The organism is Serratia sp. CY38905, assembly GCF_052168875.1.
GTDB classification, from domain to species: domain Bacteria; phylum Pseudomonadota; class Gammaproteobacteria; order Enterobacterales; family Enterobacteriaceae; genus Serratia; species Serratia sarumanii.
This window is the reverse complement of sequence record NZ_JBJNLV010000012.1, coordinates 1-24,434: the sequence shown is the minus strand read 5'-3', so window position 1 is coordinate 24,434 and position 24,434 is coordinate 1. Positions and strand designations below refer to the sequence as shown.

Genomic DNA, 24,434 nt, shown 5'->3' with positions numbered 1-24,434 from the left:
AGTTACCCACTTAACTATCCCGTAACAATTCTATTTACTTGCCAATAATTATCATTAAGATTGTCTTTTCTAAAAAAACACATCCGGGTCTGAAACTCTTAAGGCATTATTATGTCACCTCTTTTTCGGCTTTCCCTGCTGACGGCTGCCATCGCCGTCACGTTCCCTGTCCTTGCTACTGATAATTCATCTCAGAACGATACCGATACCGTGACCGTCGTCGGCAACTGGCTGGACAACCCTGATACCAGTTCGGTGCTGCTCAACCATCCGGGCGCGCGTTCCATCGTCACCCAGCAGCAGATGCACGAACAGGGCGACCAAACCATCGCCGACAGCCTGCGCGGCGTACCCGGCGTGCAGGTGCGCGACAGCAACGGCACCGGCGGCAGCGACATCTCGCTCAACGTCGGCGTGCGCGGCCTGACTTCGCGTCTTTCTCCGCGCTCCACCATTTTGATGGACGGCGTCCCGCTGGCGGTCGCGCCTTACGGCCAGCCGCAGCTGTCGATGGCCCCGCTGTCTATCGGTAATCTGCAATCGGTGGACGTGGTGCGCGGCGGCGGCGCGGTGCGCTACGGGCCGCAGAACGTCGGCGGCGTGATCAACTTCGTTACCCGAGACATTCCCAAAACGTTTGGCGGCACCGCCAGCGTACAAACCCAGGGTGCCAGCCACGGCGGCCTGAAGACCCTGACCAGCGCCTCCGTGGGCGGCACCGCAGACAACGGCTTCGGCGCCGAGCTGCTCTACTCCGGCCTGCACGGTCAGGGCTACCGCGACAACAACGACAACACCGACATCGACGATTTCATGCTGAAAACGCGTTATGCGTTCAGCGATCGCGACGAGCTGCTGGCCAATTTCCACTACTACGACGCCAAAGCCGGCATGCCGGGCGGGCTGAGTGCCGCGCAATACGCGCAAAACCCGTTCCAATCCACGCGGCCGTGGGACCAGTTCGAAGGCCGCCGCAAGGATATGTCGTTCAAGTACAAACATCAGGAAGACGACAAACAGTTCGAAGTGTTGACCTACTTCACCGACAGTTATCGCGGCAGCAACATCGAATCGGAAGGTACCGGCAAAAACGCGGGCCAGCGGCGCATGGTCTCCTATCCGCGTCACTATTCAACCTGGGCTATCGAACCAAGCTATTCGCAGGTCTTCCGCTTCTGGGATATGGCGCACGAAATCACCCTCGGTTACCGTTACCTGAATGAAACCATGGATGAAAAGGCGTCGCGTTCGGCCTGGTATAACCCGGCGGATATCGGCTCGACGCCGGAGACCCCGGACTATTACCAGCACACCTCCGGCGGCACCGCGGCCAACGCGTTCTATATCGACGACACCATCAACGTCGGCAACTGGACGGTCACGCCGGGCCTGCGTTATGAAAGCATCCGCACCCACGTGGACGATGCCTTCAACAACATCAGCCGCGAGAAAAGCTACAGCGAACCGCTGCCGTCCTTGAACGTGATGTACCACCTGTCCGACGCCTGGAAGCTGTTCGCCAACGCCAACACCTCGTTCGGCAGCATGCAGTATTTCCAGCTGACCAAAGGCGGCAACGGCAACCAGCCGGCGCCGGGGCTGACGGCGGAAAAAGCGCACACCTATGAATTCGGCACCCGCTACGACGATACCGTGGTCAAAGCCGAAGCCACGCTGTTCTACATCGACTTCGATAACCAGCTGCAATACATCAGCAACGACGTAGGCTGGACCAATATGGGCGCCACCAAGCACAAAGGCATCGAGCTGGCGCTCAGCTACGATCTCAGCGAGCTGAACCGGGCGCTCGACGGCGCCAGCGTCTACACCAGCTATACCTACACCAAGGCCAGCACCGATAAGGGCGACTTCGCCGGTAAAGACCTGCCGTTCTACTCGCGCCAGGTCTATACCGTCGGCACGCGCTACGCCACCGGCAGCTGGGTATGGAATCTGGACGGCTACGCGCAGTCCAAACAGCATTCGCCGGGCACCGGGCCGGAGTACGTCACGCAGGAAAGCGCCGATGGTCAGTTCGGCGATATCGCCGGTTACATGGTGTGGAATATGCGCGGGGAATATAACTTCGGGCCGCAGCTGTCGAACCTGACGCTGGGCGCCGGGGTGAAAAACCTGTTCGATCAGCGTTACTTCACCCGCTCCAACGACAATAACTTCGGCAAGTACGTCGGCGAACCGCGCACCTTCTTCGTGCAGGGGTCGATCGCCTTCTGATACCGAGGCCCCGCCGGGGCCTCGGTATCACCGACAGTAAAGGCGAAACAGGCGCGCCAGGTGCGCGCCCATCGGCGTCAAAGTGGTGTCCTTGCGTTGGATAAGATAAAACGTCGCTTTCGGCAGACTCTCTTCCAGCTCGAGCGGCACCAAATGCTTGCCCAGAATCGGATCCGAAATCACGTCCACCGACAGAATGCTAACAAAATCGCTCTGCGCCACCAGGCTGGTACAAGCCATAAAGGTCTCGCAGGTCACGCTGATCGACGGCGCCATGCCCAAGTCCCCGAACAGATCGTGCAATAACCGGTAATAACTGCCTTTCGGTGTCGGCATGGTCCAGTCGCAGTGCTGCAGCTGTTTCAGCGAGGTCGCCCCCTCCATCGGATGCCCTTTGCGCACCACCACCCGATACTCTTTTTCCATCAGCCGTTCGTACTGCAACTCGTTGTCGAGGCTGCTGGGATAGTAGGTATTGACGGTAAAATCCAGCTCGCCCTGGCGCAGTTCAGGGATCATCGATACCAGCTGCCCCTCGACGATGCGCACCTTCACGTTGGGATACTCACGATGAAACTGGGTCACCACCTGCGGCATCACGGTGCGCGCAATGCTGCCACCGACGCCGATATTCACCGTGCCGCCCGCCAACCCCAGCCGCTGCTGGATATCTTCCTGCGCCACCCGCAGCTCTTCAAGGATCAGACTGGCATGCTGGAAAAAGTTATCGCCGCAGTCGGTCAAGACCACACCCTGGCTACGGCGAATAAACAACTTGGCGCCCAGCACCTCTTCCAGCTCCTGAATGGCCTTGGTCAGTGCAGGCTGGGAAAGGCGTGAGGTGCGGCTGGCGGCGCGGATGCTGCCCTGGCGGCTAACGTCCACAAATGCACGCAATTGGTGCAATTTTATCGAGGCTGGCATAGGCGAAAGGCGATAACCGTTATTTATCAATAGCAAGATATTGGCATCTTATTTAGCCAGATTCCATTGTGTACATTCGGAAAAAACATAATAAATAACCAAATTCTTATTTCGCTTAATTAAGCGCATTTTCTGCGCCAATAAGCGCCATTCACGGCAGTTAGTAACCAAATACACCTTTTTCTTTGCAATAACTTCACCGTCTGATTTCAGTTCAGAGCATAACTGCTGCCTGGAGCGATCCAGCGCGCGATAACTTATGAGATATCACTATGACTAATTCGCTTTCGATGTTGGTGGCCGATTTGTACCCGCAATTGCAGGCCTGGCGCCGCGACTTCCATCGCTATGCCGAGTCCGGCTGGTTTGAGTTCCGCACCGCTACCCTGGTGGCGGAAGAACTCGATCGGCTGGGTTATCGCCTGCAGCTGGGCCGCGAGGTCATCAAGGCAGAGTCTCGCATGGGGCTGCCTTCGTCCGATGAGCTGGAAGCGCAGGAACAGCGCGCCCGCAATCAGGGGGCGTTGGAAAAATGGTTGCCGCACTTTTCCGGCGGCTTCGCCGGCATCGTCGCAACGCTCGATACCGGCCGCCCCGGCCCAACCATCGCCTACCGCGTGGATATGGACGCCCTCGATCTCAACGAATTGCTGGAACCCGAACACCTGCCGTTCCGTGAAGGCTTCGCCTCTTGCAACAGCGGCATGATGCATGCATGCGGTCATGACGGCCATACCACCATCGGCCTGGGGCTGGCGCACGTCTTCAAAAGCCTGGAGTCCCAGCTTAGCGGCACCGTCAAACTGATCTTCCAGCCGGCGGAAGAAGGCACCCGCGGCGCAAAATCGATGGTGGAGGCCGGCGTGGTGGACGACGTCGATTTCTTCACCGCGGTGCATATCGGCACCGGCGTGCCGGCCGGTGAGCTGGTGTGCGGCAGCGACAGCTTTATGGCCACCAGCAAGCTGGACGTCACCTTCCGCGGCGTCGCCTCCCACGCCGGCGCCAGGCCGGAAGACGGTCGCAACGCTCTGCTGGCAGCGGCCCAGGCTGCGCTGGGGCTTTACGCCATCCCGCGCCACAGCGAAGGCAGCACGCGCATCAATGTCGGCGTGCTGCAGGCCGGCACCGGCCGCAACGTGATCGCCGATCGGGCGTTTATGAAGGTGGAAACGCGCGGCGCCACCAATGAGATCAACGCGTTCGTCTATCAGCAGGCGCTGAACGCCATCGAAGGCGCAGCCAAGATGCACGGCGTCGCCTGCGACATCGCGCTGATGGGCGCTGCGCAGAGCAGCAAACCAACCCAACCGTGGGTGGATTACATCCGCCGCCAGGCACAGCAGGTAACCGAGCTGACCTCGGTGGTCGATCGCCGCGAACAGGCTGCGGGTTCAGAAGACGCCACCTACATGATGGAGCGGGTGAAATCCCGCGGCGGCCAGGCCTCATACGTCATTTTCGGCACCGAGCTGAGCGCCGGGCACCATAACGAAAAATTCGACTTCAACGAGCAGGTGATGGCGGTGGCGGTGAAAACGCTGGCATCGCTGGCGCTGAACCTGCCGACATTCGGGAGCGAAGCATGAGCAACTCAGCACTGCAGGCATTTATCGACGACTACATTGACCAACGCCGGCCCCGCTTCAGCGCGCTGAGCGACGCGATTTGGGACCACCCGGAAACGCGCTTCAACGAGACCTATTCCGCCACGTTGCTGGCCGATGCGCTGGAGCAGGAAGGTTTCTCGGTCGAACGCGGCGTGGGCGACATCGAGACGGCGTTTATCGCCAGCTACGGCAGCGGCCACCCGGTCATCGCGCTGCTGGGCGAGTACGACGCGCTGGCCGGGCTGAGCCAGCAGGCGGGCCGCGCCACGCCGCAGCCGCTGGTGGAAAACGGCAACGGCCATGGCTGTGGCCACAACCTGCTGGGCACCGCGGCGCTGGCGGGCGCCTTCGCCGCCAAGGCGTGGATGCAGCAAAACCGGCTGACCGGCACCCTGCGCTTCTACGGTTGTCCGGGCGAAGAAGGCGGCTCCGGCAAAACCTTTATGGTGCGCGAAGGCCTGTTTGACGACGTCGACGCCGCCCTCACCTGGCACCCGGAAGGCTTCAGCGGCATGTTCAATACCAGTACGCTGGCCAACATTCAGGCGGCGTTTCACTTCAAGGGCGTCGCCGCCCATGCCGCCAACTCGCCGCACCTGGGGCGCAGCGCGCTGGACGCGGTGACGCTGATGAATACCGGCGCCAACTTCCTGCGCGAACATATCGTGCAAGAAGCGCGGCTGCACTACGCGGTCACCAACACCGGCGGTAGCTCCCCCAACGTGGTGCAGGCCGACGCCGAGGTGTTGTACCTGATCCGCGCGCCGCAGCTCGACCAGGCGCAGGACATTTACCAACGGGTGATTAACATCGCCAAGGGCGCAGCGCTGATGACTGACACCCAGATGGAAGTGCGCTTCGACAAGGCCTGCTCCAACTATGTGCCGAACCGCAGCCTGGAACGCGCGATGTATCAAAACCTGTGTGATTTCGGTCTGCCCGAGTACAGCGACGCCGAACGCCGCTTCGCCGAGGAAATCCGCCAGACGCTGAGTCGCGACGATCTGCGCAACGCCAAACTCAACATTGCCCGCACCGGCGGCGCAGCCGGGCGCGAGTGGGTGCAGTTGCTGGGAGAAAAGGTGCTGATGGACGAGGTCGCTCCTTATGTGGAATCCGACGACCTGCTGTACGGTTCTACCGACGTTGGCGACGTAAGCTGGGTGGCGCCGACTGCCCAATGCTTTAGCCCCTGTTTCGCACTCGGCACCCCTCTGCACACCTGGCAACTGGTGGCGCAGGGCCGCACCGCTATCGCCCATAAGGGTATGTGCCTGGCCGGCAAGGTGATGGCGGCGACCGCCATCGATCTGCTGAGCGACAGCGCTCTGCTGGCGCGCTGCCGCAGCGAGTTTGAACGCCGGCGCGCCGAACAGCCGTACCGCTGCCCAATCCCGCAGGGGGTGAAACCCTCCCCATTGAAATAGCATGAACAGACAGGGCCCGGAGAACCGGGCCACTAAGCATAATTATAAATAAATCAAATAATAACAATCACACAACAGAGCAAACACAGAGGGTAAAATCATGAGTGAGGCCACAACGCCAATCAATAAAAGCCCCGGACGCGTTTTTTACTGGGTGGAACGCATCGGCAATAAGATCCCCAATCCGTTTTTACTGTTCGTCTATTTGATCCTGGTGCTTATGCTGGCCACCGCGCTGTTTTCCTGGCTCGACGTGGCGGTGAAAAATCCGGCCACCGGCGAGCTCATCAAGGTCAATAACCTGATGAGCGTGGCGGGCATGCAGTGGATATTTCCCAACATCATCCATAACTTCAGCAGCTTTGCGCCGCTGGGGGCTATTTTGGCGCTGGTGATAGGCGCCGGCCTGGCGGAAAAGGTCGGCCTGCTGCAGGCGCTGATGTACAAAATGGCCTCGCGCGTCAGCGCCCGCTACGCCAGTTATATGGTGCTGTTTATCGCCTTCTTCAGCCATATCTCGTCGGACGCCGCGCTGGTGGTGATGCCGCCCCTTGGCGCGCTGATGTTTGTGGCGGTGGGCCGCCACCCGATAGCCGGACTGCTGGCGGCGATCGCCGGCGTCGCCTCCGGCTTTACCGCCAACCTGTTGATCGTCACCACCGACGTATTGCTTTCCGGCATCAGCACCGAAGCCACCAAAGCGGTGGATGGCGCGGTTCACGTTAGCGTAATCGACAACTGGTACTTTATGGCCACCTCCGTGATCGTGCTGACCATCGCCGGCGCGCTGCTCACCGACAAGTTTATCGAGCCCCGGCTGCCGAAGTGGCAAGGCGGCGCCGAAGACAAAATCGCAGCGCTGACCCCGTTGCAAAACCGGGGGCTGATGATGAGCGGCATCGCCGCGCTGGTGTTTATCGCCATCATCGCCGCTCTGGTGGTGCCGGAGGCCGCGCCGCTGCGTGACCCGAACACCGGTTCGGTGATCCCTTCTCCGTTCATCAAGGGCATTGTGCCGATCATCATCCTGTTCTTCTTCACCGTCGCCATTACCTATGGCGTAGTCACCAAACAGATCCGGCGGCCGGATGACATTCCCCACCACTTGCTCGATCCGATGAAAAGCATGGCGGGTTTTATCGTGATGGTGTTTCCGCTGTCGCAGTTCGTGGCGTTCTTTAACTGGAGCAACATGGGCAAGTTTATGGCCGTCGGCCTGACCGATATGCTGGAAGCCGCCGGCATGAGTGGCGCGCCGGCATTTCTCGGCCTGATGTTCCTCTCCGCCTTCCTGTGCATGTTCATCGCCAGCGGCTCGGCGATCTGGTCAATTTTGGCGCCGATCTTCGTGCCGATGTTTATGCTGCTCGGTTTCCACCCGGCGTTCGCCCAGATGATCTTTCGCATCGCCGACTCTGCGGTGCTGCCGCTGGCGCCGATGTCGCCGTTCCTGCCGCTGTTCCTCGGCTTCCTGCAGCGCTACCGCAAAGACGCGCAGCTCGGCACTTATTACGTGCTGATCCTGCCCTATCCTGTGGTGTTCTTCAGCGTGTGGATTTTGCTGCTGCTGGTTTGGTATGCGCTTGGGTTGCCAATCGGCCCGGGCGTGTATCCGAAACTGGGCTAAACCGCCCCGCTACCTCGCCCCCGAGCCGGCTCGCGGGGCGGGTTCTCTTCCCCCCGATCCCCGAAAAAAATTGATCTTCCTCACCCTCCCAACGCCCCAGCGCATTATTTCATTGCCTTGCTAAACCGGTTCTTCTATTTTAGCACCCCACCTGACAAGGACAAAAACAGGGATTAAGCATGATGAATCGCGTATGGGTACTGGGCGACGCCGTGATCGACCTGGTGCCGGAAAATGCCAACGGTTATCTCAAATGCCCCGGCGGCGCGCCGGCTAACGTGGCGGTGGGTATCGCCCGGCTCGGTGGCGACAGCGCTTTTATCGGGCGAGTGGGGCAAGACAGCTTCGGCGCCTTTTTGCAGCGGGTGCTGAGCGATGAAGGGGTGGATATCAGCCATATGCGGCCGGATCCCGAACACCACACCTCCACGGTCGTGGTGGATCTCGATCTGCAGGGTGAGCGCTCATTCACGTTTATGGTGCAGCCCAGCGCCGATCTGTTTTTGCAACCCGACGATCTGCCGGCTTTCCAACGGGGCGAATGGCTGCACCTCTGCTCCATCGCGCTCTCGCAGGAGCCCAGCCGCAGCGCGGCCTTTACCGCGATGGAACGCATTCGGGCGGCCGGCGGCCGGGTCAGTTTCGATCCCAACATCCGCGAAGAGGTCTGGCGCCAGCCGGAAGCGCTGCGCCCCTGCCTGCAAAAGGCGCTGCTGCTGGCGGACGTGGTGAAACTGTCGCGCGAAGAGCTGGCTTTCATCAGCCATCTTGACGATCTGGAGAACGCCATTCGCTGGATGATGCAAACCTATCCGCTGCGCCTGCTGCTGGTGACGCTGGGCGGCGACGGCGTCTGCGTACACGATGGGCAGCGTCTGCGCCATTTCCACGCGCCATCGATCGTGCCGGTCGATACCACCGGCGCCGGCGACGCCTTCGTCGCCGGGCTGTTAGCGGCGCTGGCGCGCCTTCACGAATTGCCGCAGGAAGCGCAATGGCCGGCGGTTATCGCCCAGGCCCAGGCCTGCGGCGCGCTGGCCACCACCGCCAAAGGCGCCATGACCGCCCTGCCCCGCGCCGACGAGCTGGCCGCTTTCCTGCATTGATCTTCAGCATTCACGGCGATCCGCAGGTTCGCCGTGCTCTTTTACCCACGATTTGCGCGCTCGATCACAATAGCTGAATCGGGTTAGCTAACTGAGTTGCCAGCTCGCTTCGCTCTCGTTATCTTTCGTCATGAAAAACCGGTTTAGCAATTTAGCAAACAATAATAACAACCCTTACCCGGATGATAGACGATGATAAAAAAACTCAGCTATTTGGCGATAACAACAGGGCTTTTCCTCTCCGCTTCCAGCGCAGCGGCCTCGGGCAGCGGCAGCATCGAGGCGCGTCTCAACGCGCTGGAACAACGTCTGGCGCAGGCGGAACGGCGCGCCGCACAGGCTGAAACCCGCGCGACGGCGGCGGAACGTCGGGCGCAACAGCTGGAACAACGCACCGCCAACACCGAACGGCAAACCGCACAGATTGCGCAGCAGGCCGCCACGCCGGAAACGCCGGTTGCCCCGGCCAGCGCGCTGCAGCTGAGCGGATTCAATGACCTGAAGCTGTACGGGGATGTGGAGTTCAATCTGGACGGCGCCAGCCGCAGCGGCCAACTGACGTCGCTGAAAGGCAGCGACCACAAGGACTGGAAGCCCGGCGACAAAGAACGTTGGGATATCAACGGCCGCATTCTGGTCGGGCTGGACGGCTACCGCCGCAATCCGGACGGCAACTTCTCCGGCTTCAGCGTGCAGCCGCTGGCGGACATGACCGGCAAAATGAACCTGGACGACGCCGCCTTCTTCTTCGGCAATGAAAAGAACTGGCAAACCAAAATCGGCCGCTTTGAAGCCTACGACATGTTCCCGCTGAATCAGGACACCTTCATTCAATACTCCGGCAATACAGCCAACGATCTGTACGCCGACGGCTTCGGCTATATCTACATGATGAAAGAGGGCCGCGGCCGCAGCAGCAGCGGCGGCAACCTGATGCTGAGCAAATACGCCGGTGATGTCTATTTCGAGCTGAACACGCTGGTGGAGGACGGCACTTCGCTGTTCCAGGACAACAGCTACCACGGCAACGCCCTGGACAATAAGAAAAACGTCGCCTATTTACGGCCGGTGATCGCCTGGAAAAAAGACGCCTTCAGCATCGCGGCGGCGATGGAAAGCAACGTGGTGAATAACGCCTACGGCTATCGGGACAGCCAGGGCCGTTTCGTCGATCAGTCCAAGCGCAACGGCTACGGCATGACGATGAGCTGGAACAACAGCGCCACCGATCCGGACAACGGCGTGGTGGCCAACCTGAGCACCGCCTATCTGGATGCCTCAGGCGAGCAAGACTTCACCGCCGGCGTCAACGTGCTGTGGCGGCGCTTCGAACTGGGTTATATCTATGCCCATAACAATATCAAAGAGTTCAATACCGCCGGGATCGCCGCCGATATCCACAACCCGCTCAGCGAACCGGGCAACTACGACATCCACACCGTTCACGCGTCGTATCAGATACCTGACATTATGAATATGAAGAATTTCAATCTGTATTTAGGCGCCTATGTGTCGCTGCTGGAGGCCAACGCCGACAACAAGATCGCCAACGGCGACAACGACCAGCGTTACGGCATGCGCGCCAGATTCAAGTATTTCTTCTGACATCGATTCACGGCGCTGCGCCGCAAACGGCGCGGCGGCATTTTTATTTAGCAAGGGGACAACATGGACATTACCGCAACCGCCAACGCGCTGTTGCCGCTGCTTGGCGGTAAAGAGAATATCGCCAGCGCCGCCCACTGCGCCACGCGCCTGCGCCTGGTGCTGGTGGACGACAGCAAAGTGGACAAAGAGGCCATCGGCAAACTGGACGGCGTCAAAGGCTGCTTCAGCAACGCCGGTCAAATCCAGGTGATCTTCGGCACCGGGCTGGTGAACAAGGTGCATGCGGAATTCATCAAGGCGGCGGGCGTCAGCGAATCCAGCAAGGCTGAAGCCGCCGATATCGCGGCGAAAAAGCTCAACCCGCTGCAGCGCATCGCCCGCCTGCTGTCGAACATCTTCGTGCCGATCATTCCGGCGATCGTCGCTTCCGGCCTGCTGATGGGGCTGCTCGGCATGGTGAAAACCTACGGCTGGGCCGATGCCAACAGCGCGCTGTTCATCATGCTGGATATGTTCAGCTCGGCGGCGTTCATTATCCTGCCGATTCTGATCGGCTTCACCGCCGCACGCGAATTCGGCGGCAACCCCTATCTGGGCGCCACGCTCGGCGGCATTTTGACGCATCCGGCGCTGACCAACGCCTGGGGCGTCGCCGAGGGGTTCCACACCATGAACTTCTTCGGTCTGGAGATCGCCATGATTGGCTATCAGGGCACCGTGTTCCCGGTGCTGCTGACGGTGTGGTTCATGAGCGTGCTGGAAAAGCGGCTGCGCAAGGTGATCCCCAACGCGCTCGATCTGATCCTGACGCCGTTCCTGACGGTGGTCATCTCAGGCTTTGTCGCCCTGCTGTTTATCGGCCCCGCCGGCCGCGCGCTGGGCGACGGCATCTCCTTCGTGCTCAGCACGCTGATTGCCCATGCGGGCTGGTTCGCCGGGCTGCTGTTCGGCGGCCTCTATTCCGCTATCGTCATCACCGGCATTCACCACAGTTTCCATGCGGTAGAGGCCGGGCTGCTCGGCAATCCCAATATCGGCGTCAACTTCCTGCTGCCGATCTGGTCGATGGCCAACATCGCGCAGGGCGGCGCTTGCCTGGCGGTGTATTTCAAAACCCGCGACGCCAAAATCAAAGCCATCGCGGTGCCGTCGGCCTTTTCCGCCATGCTCGGCATCACCGAAGCGGCGCTGTTCGGCATCAACCTGCGCTTCGTGAAACCGTTCCTGGCGGCGCTGGCGGGCGGCGCGCTCGGCGGCGCCTGGGTGGTGGCCAACCACGTCGGCATGAACGCGGTCGGGCTGACGGCGATCCCCGGCATGGCGATCGTGCAGGCCAGTTCGCTGGTCAGCTATATCATCGGCCTGGCGATCGCTTTTGGCAGCGCCTTCGTGCTCTCCCTGCTGCTGAAATATAAAACGGACGCGCAATGATGGAAAAACTCAGCTTAATCAAACAGGCGCTGCGGGCGGTAATGAACGGCCAGACACGCGCACTGCGCGATCCGCACCGCCCGGCCTGGCATCTGGCGCCCAGCGTTGGCTTGCTGAACGATCCCAACGGCTTTATCCAGCACAACGGCGTTTATCACCTGTTCTATCAGTGGAACCCGCTGGGCTGCGATCATCGCAACAAGTGCTGGGGACACTGGCAATCGACCGATTTATTGCGTTGGGAACATCAGCCGATCGCCCTGGCGCCGGGCGCCTGTTACGACAGCCACGGCTGTTACTCCGGCTCGGCGGTGGTGGCGGAAGACAAAATCACGCTGATCTACACCGGCAACGTGAAATTCCCCGACGGCTCGCGCACCGCTTACCAATGCCTGGCTCAGGAAAGCGATCGGGGCGAATACCGCAAACTCGGGCCGGTGCTGCCGCTGCCGGAGGGCTACAGCGGCCACGTACGCGATCCGAAAGTGTGGCGTCATCAGGATGCCTGGTACATGGTGCTCGGCGCGCGTGACTTGCAGGATCGCGGCAAGGTGCTGCTGCTGCGTTCCTGCGATCTGCGCGACTGGCAAGCGCTGGGGGAGATCGCCGGTTCCGGCCTGAACGACCTGGGTGAATTCGGCTACATGTGGGAGTGCCCGGACCTGTTCTCGCTGGACGGCGACGACGTGTTGATCTGCTGCCCGCAGGGGCTGGCGCCGCAGCCGGAACGCTATCTCAACCGTTATCAGGCCGGCTATCTGCTCGGTAAGCTGGATTACCGGCAGGCGGCCTTCAGCCACGGCGAATTTCGCGAGCTGGACGCCGGCTTCGAGTTCTACGCGCCCCAGACGACGCTGGCGGAAGATGGCCGCCGCCTGCTGTTCGGCTGGATGGGCGTGCCCGAGCAAGATGAAGAAGCCCATCCGACGCGCCGTTACGGCTGGATCCACACCATGACCTGCCCACGCGAGCTGTCGCTGCGGCATGGCCGCCTCCACCAACGCCCGGCGCGCGAGCTGCAACAGCTGCGCGGCGAGCGAGAAGACTGGCAAGGCCGCGCCGATGACGCCCCCACCTATGCGCTGGGCGCCGCGGAGCTGCAGCTGACGCCGCAGGGCGCGTTCAGCGCCGCCTTTGGCGACGCCATGACGCTGAGCTGGGACGGCGAACGGCTGCAGCTGACGCGTGCTTCCCTGGCCGACGGTAGGCCGGAGCACCGTTACTGGCGCGGCCCGGTCACGCATCTGCAGCTGCTGTTCGATCGTTCCAGCGTGGAGATTTTCATCAACCACGGCGAGGCGGTGATGAGCGCGCGCTACTTCCCGGCAGCTGAACCGCAATTGCGGCTGAACGGGAGCGCGCCGCTGGCGTTGGAATACTGGCCGCTGACGCCATGCATGCTAGAATGACGCATCCTCCGATGACTTCAGACGGCGTCAGTGAAAAAAAATAAACGCATTACCATCAGTGACATCGCCACGCTGGCCGGGGTGTCGAAATCGACCGCCAGCCTGGTGCTGAACGGCCGCAGCAAGGAATACCGGGTGTCCGACGACACCCGCGATCGCATTCTGGCGCTGGCGCACGAACACCATTATCAGCCCAGCATCCACGCCCGCTCTTTGCGCTCCAACCGCAGCCACACGCTGGGGCTGGTGGTGCCGGAGATGACCAACTACGGCTTTGCGGTGATCTCGCGCGAGCTGGAAACGCTGTGCCGCGAGGCCGGTCTGCAGCTGTTGATCGCCTGTACCGATGAAAACCCGGCGCAGGAGATGATGGCGGTGAACAGTCTGGTGCAGCGGCAGGTCGACGGCCTGATCGTCGCTTCCAGCCAGTTGAACGACGCGGAATACCAGAAGATCAACGCCGGGCTGCCGGTGGTGCAGATGGATCGCCTGATCGCCGGTTCCGAACTGCCGCTGGTGATCACCGACTCGGTCAATTCGACCGCCGACCTGGTGGAGAAGGTCGCGCGCCAGCATCCGGATGAGATCTATTTTCTCGGCGGGCAGCCGCGCATTTCACCGACTCGCGATCGGCTGGCCGGCTTCCAGCTTGGCCTGGAGCGCGCCGGCGTATCGTGCAAACCGGAATGGATCATCAACGGCAGCTATCACCCCAGCTCGGGTTACGAGATGTTCGCTCAGCTGTGCGCCCAACTGGGGCGTCCGCCTAAAGCGCTGTTCACCGCCGCCTGCGGCCTGTTGGAAGGGGTATTGCGTTATCTGACTCAGCATCAGCTGATGGAAAGCGACATCCACCTGTGCAGCTTCGACGATCACTACCTGTTCGACTGCATGACGTTGAAGATAGACACGGTGGCGCAGGACTGCCGGGCGCTGGCGCAACATAGCTTCAGCCAGGTCACCGCGCTCATCGACGAGCGGCCGCTGGAACAGAACGCGCTTTATCTGCCGGGCCGTATCCACTGGCGCCATGCCGGTTCGCGGGCGTTGTTGGCCGGGGAGTGATATTTCTGAATCTATAAAAAAGGGCGCCTGAGCGCCCTTTATCGTTTTGCTGCCGCTACTTGGCGGCGCCTTCCATGCCCACCAGCCCCACTTTCAGGTAGCCGGCTTTACGCAGGGTGTCCATCACGCTCATCAGCGTTTCATAGTCCACGCTCTTGTCCGCCTGGAAGAAGATGGTGGTTTCTTTGTTGGCCTGAGTGCGTTGATCCAGCACCGAAGTCAGCTGATCGGCATTCACCGGCTGATCGCCAACGTAGAGCTGCTTGTCGGCCTTCACCGACAGGAACACCGGTTTTTCCGGCCGCGGCTGCGGTTTGGCGGAAGAAGCCGGCAGATCGACGCGGATATCTACCGTTGCCAGCGGCGCGGCCACCATAAAGATGATCAACAGCACCAACATGACGTCGATAAACGGCGTCACGTTGATTTCATGCAGTTCGCCGCTGTCGTCCAGATCTTCATTTAAGCGCATCGCCATGACTCACCCCGCCCGCAGTTGGTGTGCGTGCTGTGAGCGCTTGGCTTCCGCCGTCGCGGCCAGATCCAGATCGCGGCCCTGCAGCAGCAAGACCTGCGCCGCCACGTCGCCTACCTGGGCGCGATGGCCGCTGATGACGCGGGCAAAGATGTTGTAGATAACGACGGCAGGGATCGCCGCGACCAGGCCCAGCGCGGTCGCCAGCAGCGCTTCCGCGATGCCCGGCGCCACGACCGCCAGGTTGGTGGTCTGCGAATGGGCGATGCCGATGAAGCTGTTCATGATGCCCCACACGGTGCCGAACAGGCCGACGAACGGCGAGATGGCGCCGATGGTGGCCAGGAAACCGTTGCCGCGGCCCATGTTGCGGCTGTAGGCCGCCACGCGGCGCTCGAGGCGGAAGCCGGTACGCTCTTTGATGCCGTTGTTGTCGCTGGACTCTGCGGACAGCTCCAGCTCATTTTGCGCGTCGTTCAGCAAGACAGCGCTGACGCTCTGCGAGCCGAAGTTTTGCGCCAGCTCGGAAGCTTCATCCAGCGAGCGCGCGTCGGCCAGCGCCAGCTGTTCGCGGCGCAGGCGGCGTTTGGCGCGCAGCAATTCACTGCCTTTGGAGAACAGAATGGTCCAGGTCACGATCGAGGCCAGCACCAGGCCGATCATTACCGCTTTCACCACCGCGTCGGCGTGCTGATACATGCCCCAAACGGACAGATCCATGCCGCGGGTTTCCGGTGGCTGGATCATTGGCGCCGGGTTCACCGGCGTGATGCTTTCCGGCGCGGCGGCTGCAGGTGCAGGCGCGGTGGTCGGCGCAACGCTTTCGGTAACGGCCGGATTGGCCGCCGGCGCCGCCTGCGCGCTGCCGGCCAGCCCCACGACCAACACCATTGAAGCCATCAGGCTGCGGCCAAAGGCCTTGCCCCACTGCGCCCGGCCCTGGCCGAACGATCCTTGATTTAAATTCTTGCCAGCCGTTTTCACGCTGTGCCTCCACCCATTACCGATCAAAATTAAGGAATAATTCAGCGTGCGATCATATCAAACCAACCGGGGATTGATAGTAGTTCTCATTATTATTTACCAAATAAACGAGAAAATTTTAGCCAACCCCGCGGCAAAGCGCCAATCCACGTCCGTTCACCGCCAAACGCCCCTTTTATGGGGTTATTTCGTTACTTTTCCCCCACAACGGCGCAACAAGGCCACGCTGCCGAACGGCATCTCGACCGATGAATGGGCTTCTCTCTCGCCGCTCGGCAGAAGGATGAGGCGAGAAATGCGCAGTCGGCAGCCAATTATAGCCGTTTCTGTATCTGGAAGTTAAAACGTCTGGATGGCTATATTAACTCATGATAACGTAAGGGCTATCGCAAACGGGCACGTGCAGAGCAACCAGAGGTGAGCCAGGTACCATGACGTCAAAACATATCGAAACCACGCTGATCGGCGCCGGCCGCGGCAAGCGCTACACCCAGGGCTCCGTCAATCCCGTCACGCAACGCGCCTCTTCTTTGGTCTTCGACTCCGTCGCCGCCAAAAAACACGCCACCGCGCAGCGCGCCCACGGCGAGCTGTTTTACGGCCGACGCGGCACCCTGACCCACTTCGCGCTGCAGGATGCGATGGTGGAGCTGGAGGGCGGCGCCGGCTGCGTGCTGTACCCCTGCGGCGCGGCGGCGGTAGCCAATGCGATCCTGTCGTTCGTCGGCGCCGGCGATCACCTGCTGGTCACCGGCTCGGCGTACGAACCGACCCAGGATTTCTGCACCCATATCCTCGGCCGCATGAACGTCAGCACCACCTATTTCGATCCATTAATTGGCGCCGATATCGCCACGCTGATCCAGCCCAATACCCGCGTGGTGTTCCTGGAATCCCCCGGCTCCATCACCCTGGAAGTGCAGGATATCCCGGCGATGGTGCAGGCCATCCGCGCCGTGGCGCCGGAGGTGGTGATCATGATCGACAACACCTGGGCGGCGGGCGTGCTGTTCAAGGCGCTGGATTTCGACATCGACATTTCGATTCAGGCCGGCACCAAATACCTGATCGGCCATTCCGATTACATGCTCGGCACCGCCGTCGCCAACGCGCGCTGTTGGGATCGGCTGCGCGAGTACTCCTACCTGATGGGGCAGATGGTGGATGCCGACACCGCCTACATGGCGAGCCGCGGCCTGCGCACCCTGAGCGTGCGCCTGAAGCAGCACGAGCGCAGCAGCATCGAAGTCGCCAACTGGCTGGCGGCACGGCCGGAGGTGGCGACGGTCAATCACCCGGCCCTGCCCAGCTGCAAGGGCCACGAGTTCTACCGCCGCGACTTCAGCGGCTGCAACGGGCTGTTCTCCTTCGTGCTGAAAGAGCGGCTGGATGATGCGCAGCTGGCCGCCTACCTGGACAACTTCAGCCATTTCAGCATGGCCTACTCCTGGGGCGGCTTCGAGTCGCTGATCCTGGCCAACCAGCCGGAAGAGCTGGAAGCTATCCGTCCGGCGGGCGGCGTCGATTTCTCCGGCACGCTGGTGCGCCTGCACATCGGCCTGGAGAACGTCGAAGACCTGATCGCCGATCTGGCGGCCGGCTTCGATCGCCTCAACGGCGTGCGCCAAGACGGATTCCGGTAATTTTCTTCGCCTTGTTTAATGTCGGCTTAAGCTATTAGCGGTACACTAATCGGGTAACTGTCAGATACGGTAACCGCCGCATCCTGGAGAACGTGACCCCGGGCGCAACCGGCATGCAACAGGACATAAAATGGATGTATTACGAGAGATTATTCATGCGCTTTGGCAGCAGGACTTTATCGCCCTCGCCGATCCAAGCGTAATTTGGGTGGTTTACGCCGTACTTTTCACCACCCTGTTTTTGGAAAACGGACTGCTGCCCGCCTCCTTCCTCCCCGGCGACAGCCTGCTGCTGCTGTCGGGCGCGCTGATCGCCAAAGGCGTGATGGGCTTTGCCCCCACCCTGCTGATTCTGACCGCCGCCGCCGGCCTCGGCTGCTGGCTGAGCTATATCCAGGGCCGCTGGCTGGGCCACACCGGCCTGGTGAAGAGCTGGCTGCTGCAGCTGCCGGCGCAGTACCACCAGCGCGCGCACAACCTGTTCAATCGCCACGGGCTGACGGCGCTGCTGATCGGCCGCTTCCTCGGCTTCGTGCGCACGCTGCTGCCGACCATGGCCGGCATTTCCGGGCTCAACAGCTCGCGCTTCCAGGTGTTCAACTGGCTGAGCGCGGCGATCTGGGTCTGTGCGCTGGTGGGCCTCGGCTACGCTTTCAGTCAAATCCCTCTGGTAAAACGCTACGAAAGCCAGGTGATGACCGGCCTGATGCTGCTGCCGCTGCTGCTGCTGTTCGTCGGCCTGCTGGGCGCCATGCTGGTGATCTGGCGCAAAAAGCGCGCTTCCTCTTCCTAAATCCGGCGCGCTACAGCGCCTTCTCGACCAGCGCCCGGCAAGATCGCACTGCCCCCGTAAACGCGGCTCAGCCCTCCAGCAGCAGCGGGTTGGCCTCGCGCAGCCGGGCGACTTCATCGCTCGGCGTCATGCCGAACAGCCGCTTGAATTCACGGCTGAACTGCGACGCGCTCTCGTAGCCGACGCGGATCGCCGCGGTGCTGGCCTTCAGGCCGTCATGCACCATCAGCAGGCGCGCCTTATGCAGCCGGTACGACTTCACGTATTGCAGCGGCGAGGTGTTGGTCACCGCCTTGAAATTGTGGTGGAACGCCGAGACGCTCATGTTGACCTCGCCGGCCAACTGCTCGACGTTGAGGTTGTCGGCATACTGATGTTCGATGCGCCGCAGCGCCTTGGCGATCTGGCTGAAGTGGGTATGGCGATTGACCAACTCCTGCAGCGACGCGCCGCAGGTGCCGCGCAGCACGTAGTAAAGGATCTCGCGCACGATCTGCGGCCCCAGCACCCGGGCGTCGAGCGGCTTGGCCATCACGTCCAGCAGGCGTTCGGTGGCGCACAGCAGCGCTTCCGTCAACTCGGCCAGGTTCACCCCGTTGCTCTCCGCCCGCGGTTGCATCAGGTAGTCGTCGTCGCCGATGTCGATCAGCAAATCCTGCAGCATTTGGGTATCGATATTGACCGCCAATCCAACCAGCGGCAGTTCCGGGCTGGCGAAGGTTTCGCATTCGAACGGCAGCGGCACCGTCATCAGCAGGTAGTTGCGCGGATCGTACTGGAACACCTTACTGCCGCAATAGCCGACCTTGTGCCCCTGAAAGATGATGACGATCCCCGGTTCGTACATCACCGGTTGGCGCGGGCAGTGGCGATCGACATACAGGATCTTCACCCGCGGCACCGGCGACGGCGTGTAGCCGTTGCCGGTGGCGATAGCCATCGCCTGGCGCGCCATGCGGCTGCGCTGCGCATCGATTTCAATCACGGAAACACCCTCTTACAGTCAGAACGATTCGGCATAAATCATAATTTAGAATTCACCATTCCTACAGAGGATTGTAGAAATAGGCAAGAACCAAACAGGAATGTGCATTGTGCGCTGCCGGCAGGTTGCTGACAATACGGGCCAGAAACCTTTGCGCCGCGTTGGCGCCCGCCTGACAGCAAGAGAGAAATCAACCATGCAAAACTTCATTCTGCATACCCCAACCAAAATCCTGTTCGGCAAGGACCAAATTGCCGAAGTGGCCGGCCAGATCCCGGCGGACGCACGCATCCTGATCACCTACGGTGGCGGCAGCGTGAAGAAAAACGGCGTGCTGGATCAGGTGTATAGCGCGCTGGCCGGCCGCGACGTGCGGGAGTTCTCCGGCATCGAGCCGAACCCAACCTACGAAACTCTGATGAAAGCGGTCGAGGTGGTGAAGGCGGAAAACATCGATTTCCTGCTGGCGGTCGGCGGCGGGTCGGTGGTTGACGGCACCAAGTTCATCGCCGCCGCCGCCCGTTATACCGCCAACGGCGACGCCTGGCATATCCTGCAGACCGTCGGCAGCCACATCGCCGACGCGGTGCCGATGGGCTGCGTGCTGACGCTGCCGGCCACCGGCTCCGAATCCAACAGCGGCGCGGTGATCACCCGTAAAAGCAGCGGCGACAAGCAGCACTTCTTCTCGCCGCTGGTGCAGCCGCGCTTCGCCGTGCTGGATCCGGTGGTGACCTATTCGCTGCCGCCGCGCCAAATCGCCAATGGCGTGGTCGACGCCTTCGTGCACACCCTGGAGCAGTATCTGACCTACCCGGTCGACGCCAAGGTGCAGGATCGCTTCGCCGAAGGCCTGCTGCTGACCCTGCTGGAAGACGGCCCGCGCGCGCTGGCCGAACCGGAAAACTATGCGGTGCGCGCCAACGTGATGTGGAGCGCCACCATGGCGCTGAACGGCCTGATCGGCGCCGGGGTGCCGCAGGACTGGGCAACCCACATGCTGGGCCACGAGCTGACCGCCATGCACGATCTCGACCACGCGCAAACGCTGGCCATCGTGCTGCCGGCGCTGCTGCACGAGAAGAAAGCGCAGAAGCGCGCAAAACTGCTGCAGTACGCTGACCGCGTTTGGGGCCTGCGCGAAGGCAGCGAAGACAGCCGCATCGACGGCGCCATCGCCGCCACTCGCGCCTTCTTCGAGCAGATGGGCGTACCGACCCGCATGGCGGATTATCAGCTCGACGGCAGCAGCATTCCGGCGCTGCTCGACAAGCTGCATCAGCACGGCATGACCGCCCTGGGCGAGCATCAGGACATCACCCTGGACGTCAGCCGCCGCATTTATGAAGCGGCGCGTTAATCGCAAAACGGCGATTTTTTGCTAGGCTTTAGTCTCCGCCAGCCATTTTTCGCCGCATCCGGCGCCCGGCCGATCACCGGGCGTTGTCAGGGGCCTCAGCGCGCCGCCGATCGTTTCGCACCACCCGTCTTACCGCTCATTCGCAGGGAGAGCGGCGAGAAAATCGCCCTCCCGCCACCGCTGAAATTAGGCTGGCAAACCCGGCAACCGCCCACTTTGCCAACTAGAATTTATCTATAGCCGTTTCGGTGCCGCAGGCGCCGCAATCCGTACACAAGGAGATGCGCATGACAACGCAACAACCCATCATCAAACTCCACGATGGTAATCTGATGCCGCAGTTGGGTCTCGGCGTTTGGCAGGCGAGTATTGAAGAGACCACCCGCGCGGTGAGCAAAGCGCTGGAGATCGGCTACCGCTCCATCGACACCGCCGCGATCTACAAGAACGAGGAAGGCGTCGGCGCCGCGCTGCAGTCCAGCTCGCTGCCGCGCAGCGACCTGTTCATCACCACCAAGCTGTGGAACGACGATCAGGGCGATCCGCTGGCGGCGCTGGAAACCAGTTTGGAAAAACTCAAGCTGGATTATGTGGATCTGTACCTGATCCACTGGCCGCGCCCGCAGCAGGATCAATACGTCTCCGCCTGGCGCGAACTGATCAAACTGCGCGATCAAGGCCTGGTGAAAAGCATCGGCGTATGCAACTTCCATACGCCGCACCTGCAGCGCCTGCTGGATGAAACCAACGTGGCGCCGGTCGTCAACCAGATAGAGCTGCACCCGCTGCTGCAACAGCGCCAGCTGCGCGCCTGGAACGCCACGCACCACATCGCCACCGAATCCTGGAGCCCGCTGGCGCAGGGCGGTGAAGGGGTGTTCGACCAGCCGCTGATCAAGGCGCTGGCCGAAAAATACGAGAAAACCCCGGCGCAGATCGTGGTGCGCTGGCACCTGGACAGCGGCCTGATCGTGATCCCGAAATCGGTCACGCCGTCGCGCATCCGCGAAAACTTCGAGGTGTTTGATTTCAAACTCGATAAGGACGAACTGGGCGAGATCGCCAAGCTGGACATCGGCAACCGCCTCGGGCCGGATCCGGATACCCTGTAATTCCTCCCCAAGCCCTCTCCCGCCGGAGGGGGCTTTTCCTTTCCGCACATTGCTCCCTTGCGCCGCCTGACGTTATGATGACGACGCCGGAGGCTCCGCCCGCCGGTTAATACCGTTAAAAAACAGACAAGCACGGAGCACCATGAAATTCTCTTTCTCACACGGATCACGGCTGGGCGTGCTTTGCATCATGCTGGTGCTGGCGGGTTGCGCCGGCAAGAAACAGCGCGTCAGCTACGATCGCCACGCCTTCGACAGCGCCATTAAAGACGCCGCCAGCGAATACGGCGTAGACGCCAAGCTGATCACCGCCATGATCCAGGTGGAGTCCGGTTTCAACCCCGCCGCAGTGAGCAGATCCAATGCGATCGGCCTGATGCAGCTGAAAGCCGATACCGCCGGCTGCGACGCCTATCGTTACAAAGGCAAACGCGGTTGCCCGGACGATGACGATCTGCTGGATCCCGACACCAATATCGATCTCGGCGCCGCCTATCTGGCCACCTTGCAAAAACAACAACTTAAAGGGATCGCCAATCCAGTTACGCTGCGCTACGCCACCATCATCGCCTACGTCAACGGCACCGGCGCGCTGCTGCGCACCTTCTCCAGCAACCGCCAGCAGGCCATCGCGATGATCAACAACCTGTCGCCGGAAGCCTTTAACTGGCACGTGCGCAAATACCACCCCGCTCCGCAGGCGCCGCGCCATTTGATGAAAGTGGAAGCCGCCTACGATCGGCTGTGATGAGTAAAAGTTAAAAGGAGAACCCGAGGGTTCTCCTTTTTGTTTGCGCCCGCGGCGTGGCCGTTACGGCTTGGCTTTGCGAATCGGTTTGCGTGGCGGCCGGTTGGACGGCGTGCGCTGCCGATTGATATCGGTATGTTTGGTCAGCGCCGGCCGGGTATGGCGCTGCAGGCGTTTCGCTTCGCGCTGCTCGTCGATGCTCGGCGCCGGCACCAGACACTCGCGGCGGCTGCCGATCAGGTGCTTCAGCCCCATCTCTTCCAGCGCGGCGCGGATCAGCGCCCAGTTGGCCGGATCGTGGTAACGCAGCAGCGCCTTGTGCAGGCGGCGCTGGCGATCGCCGCGCGGCACCACCACGTCTTCGCTCTTGTACCCCACCTTGCTCAGCGGGTTTTTGCCGCTGTAATACATGGTGGTGGAGTTGGCCATCGGCGAAGGATAGAAGTTCTGCACCTGATCGAGGCGGAAACGGTTCTTCTTCAGCCACAGCGCCAGGTTCACCATGTCTTCATCGCGGGTGCCCGGGTGCGACGAGATGAAGTACGGGATCAGGTACTGCTCTTTGCCCGCCTGCTTCGAATAGTGATCAAACAGCTGCTTGAAGCGATCGTAGCTGCCCATGCCCGGCTTCATCATCTTCGATAGCGGCCCTTCTTCGGTGTGCTCCGGCGCGATCTTCAGGTAGCCGCCGACGTGGTGGGTCGCCAGCTCCTTGATATAACGCGGATCTTCCACCGCCAGATCGTAACGAACCCCGGAAGCGATCAGGATCTTCTTGATGCCCTCCAGCGAACGCGCGCGGCGATACAGCTTGATGGTCGGCTCGTGGTTGGTGTCCATGTAGGTGCAGATCTCCGGATACACGCACGAGGCGCGGCGGCAGGTCTGCTCGGCGCGCGGGTTGGTGCAGCGCAGCATATACATGTTGGCGGTCGGGCCGCCGAGATCGGAGATCACGCCGGTGAAGCCCGGCACCTTGTCGCGGATCTCTTCGATTTCACGAACGATCGAATCTTCCGAACGGCTCTGGATGATGCGCCCTTCATGCTCGGTGATCGAACAGAGCGAGCACCCTATAATTCTGATCATTTAGAAATTTTTTTGCGTTTAAAATCAATGAATTGAAAGATTTCATTTTTCTAAGTCTGATAAAACAGATGAAAACTGTAGTGGCACAGTAAATTTGGCCACCTGATTAAAGGTGTGGAGTGCCCCCGAGCCCGTAGACAAATCTGCCCTATAGTTGGACTGACCCCACCCCGGTAGACGATCCTGCCCTATAGTTTGAGCATAGGGGGAGCATATGGGCACACCACGATTTACACCTGAATTTAAGGAAGAAGCCGTCCGACAGATAACGGAACGCGGTTATTCCGTTGCCGAAGTATCTGACCGTCTGGGCGTTTCTGCCCACAGCCTCTACAAGTGGCTACGGGCTATCAAACCGGATAACAGCGAGCAGCATGCCCGGGATTTACTGGAAGCCAAAAGCGAGATCCTGAAACTACGGGCACAGCTAAAACGTACCGAAGAAGAACGGGATATCCTGAAAAAGGCCGCTGTAGATTCAATTGGTCAACGCAACAACCATGTGAAAACATGTGGTTGCGGAGGATCGTTTGATGAAACGTACATTTACAGCAAAAGAAAAATCGCTCGTTTTCGACTTGTGGAAGAGTGGGACAGGATTTAGTGAAATAGCTAAGATTCTGGATTCAAAACCCGGAACTATTTTCACCATGTTGAGGGACACCGGCGGCATAAAACCCAATGGGCACTGTTGCAAATAGTCGGTGGTGATAAACTTATCATCCCCTTTTGCTGATGGAGCTGCACATGAACCCATTCAAAGGCCGGCATTTTCAGCGTGACATCATTCTGTGGGCCGTACG

18 protein-coding genes and 3 pseudogenes are annotated in these 24,434 nt (G+C 60.8%); 16 read left to right on the top strand and 5 right to left on the bottom strand.

The window, feature by feature from the left end; all coding sequences use genetic code 11:
* The first annotated feature begins 111 nt into the window (after positions 1-111).
* Positions 112-2,235 (top strand): TonB-dependent receptor family protein, encoded by a 2,124-nt coding sequence (locus tag ACJ8MK_RS20685; protein ID WP_103774277.1) that lies wholly within the window; start codon positions 112-114, stop codon positions 2,233-2,235.
* A gap of 27 nt (positions 2,236-2,262) precedes the next feature.
* Here ACJ8MK_RS20685 and ACJ8MK_RS20680 read toward each other — a convergent pair whose 3' ends face one another.
* Positions 2,263-3,159 carry a LysR family transcriptional regulator gene (locus tag ACJ8MK_RS20680; RefSeq protein ID WP_025304273.1) on the bottom strand — a complete coding sequence of 299 codons (897 nt, stop codon included), beginning with the start codon at positions 3,157-3,159 and terminating at the stop codon, positions 2,263-2,265.
* Positions 3,160-3,431: 272 nt separating this feature from the next.
* Here ACJ8MK_RS20680 and ACJ8MK_RS20675 point away from each other — a divergent pair, with 272 nt between their 5' ends.
* The 8 genes from ACJ8MK_RS20675 (at position 3,432) to ACJ8MK_RS20640 (ending at position 14,442) form a co-directional block, all read left to right on the top strand.
* Positions 3,432-4,748: a M20 family metallo-hydrolase gene (locus ACJ8MK_RS20675; RefSeq protein WP_103774276.1), complete on the top strand. Its 1,317-nt coding sequence runs from the start codon at positions 3,432-3,434 to the stop codon at positions 4,746-4,748.
* A complete protein-coding gene (locus ACJ8MK_RS20670) occupies positions 4,745-6,196 on the top strand; it encodes a M20 family metallopeptidase (protein WP_126191993.1) in 1,452 nt (483 codons plus the stop codon). Before ACJ8MK_RS20675 ends, ACJ8MK_RS20670 begins: the two co-directional genes overlap by 4 nt.
* 100 nt (positions 6,197-6,296) lie before the next feature.
* The gene (gene abgT, locus ACJ8MK_RS20665) at positions 6,297-7,823 is read left to right on the top strand and encodes a p-aminobenzoyl-glutamate transporter (protein ID WP_028127596.1); all 1,527 of its coding nucleotides are present in this window, start codon (positions 6,297-6,299) and stop codon (positions 7,821-7,823) included.
* A gap of 179 nt (positions 7,824-8,002) precedes the next feature.
* A complete protein-coding gene (locus ACJ8MK_RS20660; RefSeq protein WP_442518023.1) occupies positions 8,003-8,929 on the top strand; it encodes an aminoimidazole riboside kinase in 927 nt (308 codons plus the stop codon).
* Between the two features lie 195 nt (positions 8,930-9,124).
* Positions 9,125-10,534, top strand: a complete 1,410-nt coding sequence (locus tag ACJ8MK_RS20655) for a carbohydrate porin (protein WP_439066147.1) — start codon at positions 9,125-9,127, stop codon at positions 10,532-10,534.
* Between the two features lie 63 nt (positions 10,535-10,597).
* Positions 10,598-11,968, top strand: coding sequence for a sucrose-specific PTS transporter subunit IIBC (locus ACJ8MK_RS20650; protein ID WP_033636041.1), 1,371 nt, complete (start codon positions 10,598-10,600; stop codon positions 11,966-11,968).
* Complete coding sequence (locus ACJ8MK_RS20645; protein ID WP_442518043.1) at positions 11,968-13,377, top strand: glycoside hydrolase family 32 protein; 1,410 nt, start codon at positions 11,968-11,970, stop codon at positions 13,375-13,377. The genes ACJ8MK_RS20650 and ACJ8MK_RS20645 overlap by 1 nt, the downstream gene beginning before the upstream one ends.
* Positions 13,378-13,407: 30 nt before the next feature.
* A complete protein-coding gene (locus ACJ8MK_RS20640; RefSeq protein ID WP_041036713.1) occupies positions 13,408-14,442 on the top strand; it encodes a LacI family DNA-binding transcriptional regulator in 1,035 nt (344 codons plus the stop codon).
* A gap of 55 nt (positions 14,443-14,497) precedes the next feature.
* Here ACJ8MK_RS20640 and exbD read toward each other — a convergent pair whose 3' ends face one another.
* Positions 14,498-14,920 carry a TonB system transport protein ExbD gene (exbD, locus tag ACJ8MK_RS20635; RefSeq protein WP_004937307.1) on the bottom strand — a complete coding sequence of 141 codons (423 nt, stop codon included), beginning with the start codon at positions 14,918-14,920 and terminating at the stop codon, positions 14,498-14,500.
* A 3-nt stretch (positions 14,921-14,923) separates the two neighbouring features.
* The gene (gene exbB, locus ACJ8MK_RS20630; protein WP_080289921.1) at positions 14,924-15,901 is read right to left on the bottom strand and encodes a tol-pal system-associated acyl-CoA thioesterase; all 978 of its coding nucleotides are present in this window, start codon (positions 15,899-15,901) and stop codon (positions 14,924-14,926) included.
* Positions 15,902-16,332: 431 nt separating this feature from the next.
* On the opposite strand from exbB, the gene metC reads away from it, so the two are divergent.
* The gene (gene metC, locus ACJ8MK_RS20625; RefSeq protein WP_033654838.1) at positions 16,333-17,544 is read left to right on the top strand and encodes a cystathionine beta-lyase; all 1,212 of its coding nucleotides are present in this window, start codon (positions 16,333-16,335) and stop codon (positions 17,542-17,544) included.
* Between the two features lie 130 nt (positions 17,545-17,674).
* Positions 17,675-18,337, top strand: coding sequence for a DedA family protein (locus ACJ8MK_RS20620; RefSeq protein ID WP_033636044.1), 663 nt, complete (start codon positions 17,675-17,677; stop codon positions 18,335-18,337).
* Between the two features lie 67 nt (positions 18,338-18,404).
* Here ACJ8MK_RS20620 and ACJ8MK_RS20615 read toward each other — a convergent pair whose 3' ends face one another.
* Entirely contained in the window at positions 18,405-19,292 is an 888-nt protein-coding gene (locus tag ACJ8MK_RS20615) for an AraC family transcriptional regulator (RefSeq protein ID WP_194243347.1), read from the bottom strand.
* Between the two features lie 226 nt (positions 19,293-19,518).
* Between ACJ8MK_RS20615 and yqhD the strand changes: the two genes are divergently transcribed.
* From yqhD to ACJ8MK_RS20600, 3 genes are all read left to right on the top strand, one after another.
* Entirely contained in the window at positions 19,519-20,682 is a 1,164-nt protein-coding gene (yqhD, locus tag ACJ8MK_RS20610; protein WP_033654836.1) for an alcohol dehydrogenase, read from the top strand.
* 287 nt (positions 20,683-20,969) lie between these two features.
* A complete protein-coding gene (gene dkgA / locus ACJ8MK_RS20605) occupies positions 20,970-21,794 on the top strand; it encodes a 2,5-didehydrogluconate reductase DkgA (protein ID WP_033654835.1) in 825 nt (274 codons plus the stop codon).
* 142 nt (positions 21,795-21,936) lie between these two features.
* Positions 21,937-22,542, top strand: a complete 606-nt coding sequence (locus ACJ8MK_RS20600; RefSeq protein ID WP_442518022.1) for a transglycosylase SLT domain-containing protein — start codon at positions 21,937-21,939, stop codon at positions 22,540-22,542.
* A gap of 63 nt (positions 22,543-22,605) precedes the next feature.
* Here the strand turns inward: ACJ8MK_RS20600 and ACJ8MK_RS20595 are convergent.
* Positions 22,606-23,616, bottom strand: a pseudogene (locus ACJ8MK_RS20595) (DUF3362 domain-containing protein); the annotation flags it as partial.
* Positions 23,617-23,845: 229 nt separating this feature from the next.
* Between ACJ8MK_RS20595 and ACJ8MK_RS20590 the strand changes: the two are divergent.
* A pseudogene (locus tag ACJ8MK_RS20590) lies at positions 23,846-24,103 on the top strand (transposase); the annotation flags it as partial.
* Between the two features lie 61 nt (positions 24,104-24,164).
* Positions 24,165-24,311: pseudogene (locus ACJ8MK_RS20585) on the top strand (helix-turn-helix domain-containing protein); the annotation flags it as partial.
* Positions 24,312-24,434 lie beyond the last annotated feature (123 nt).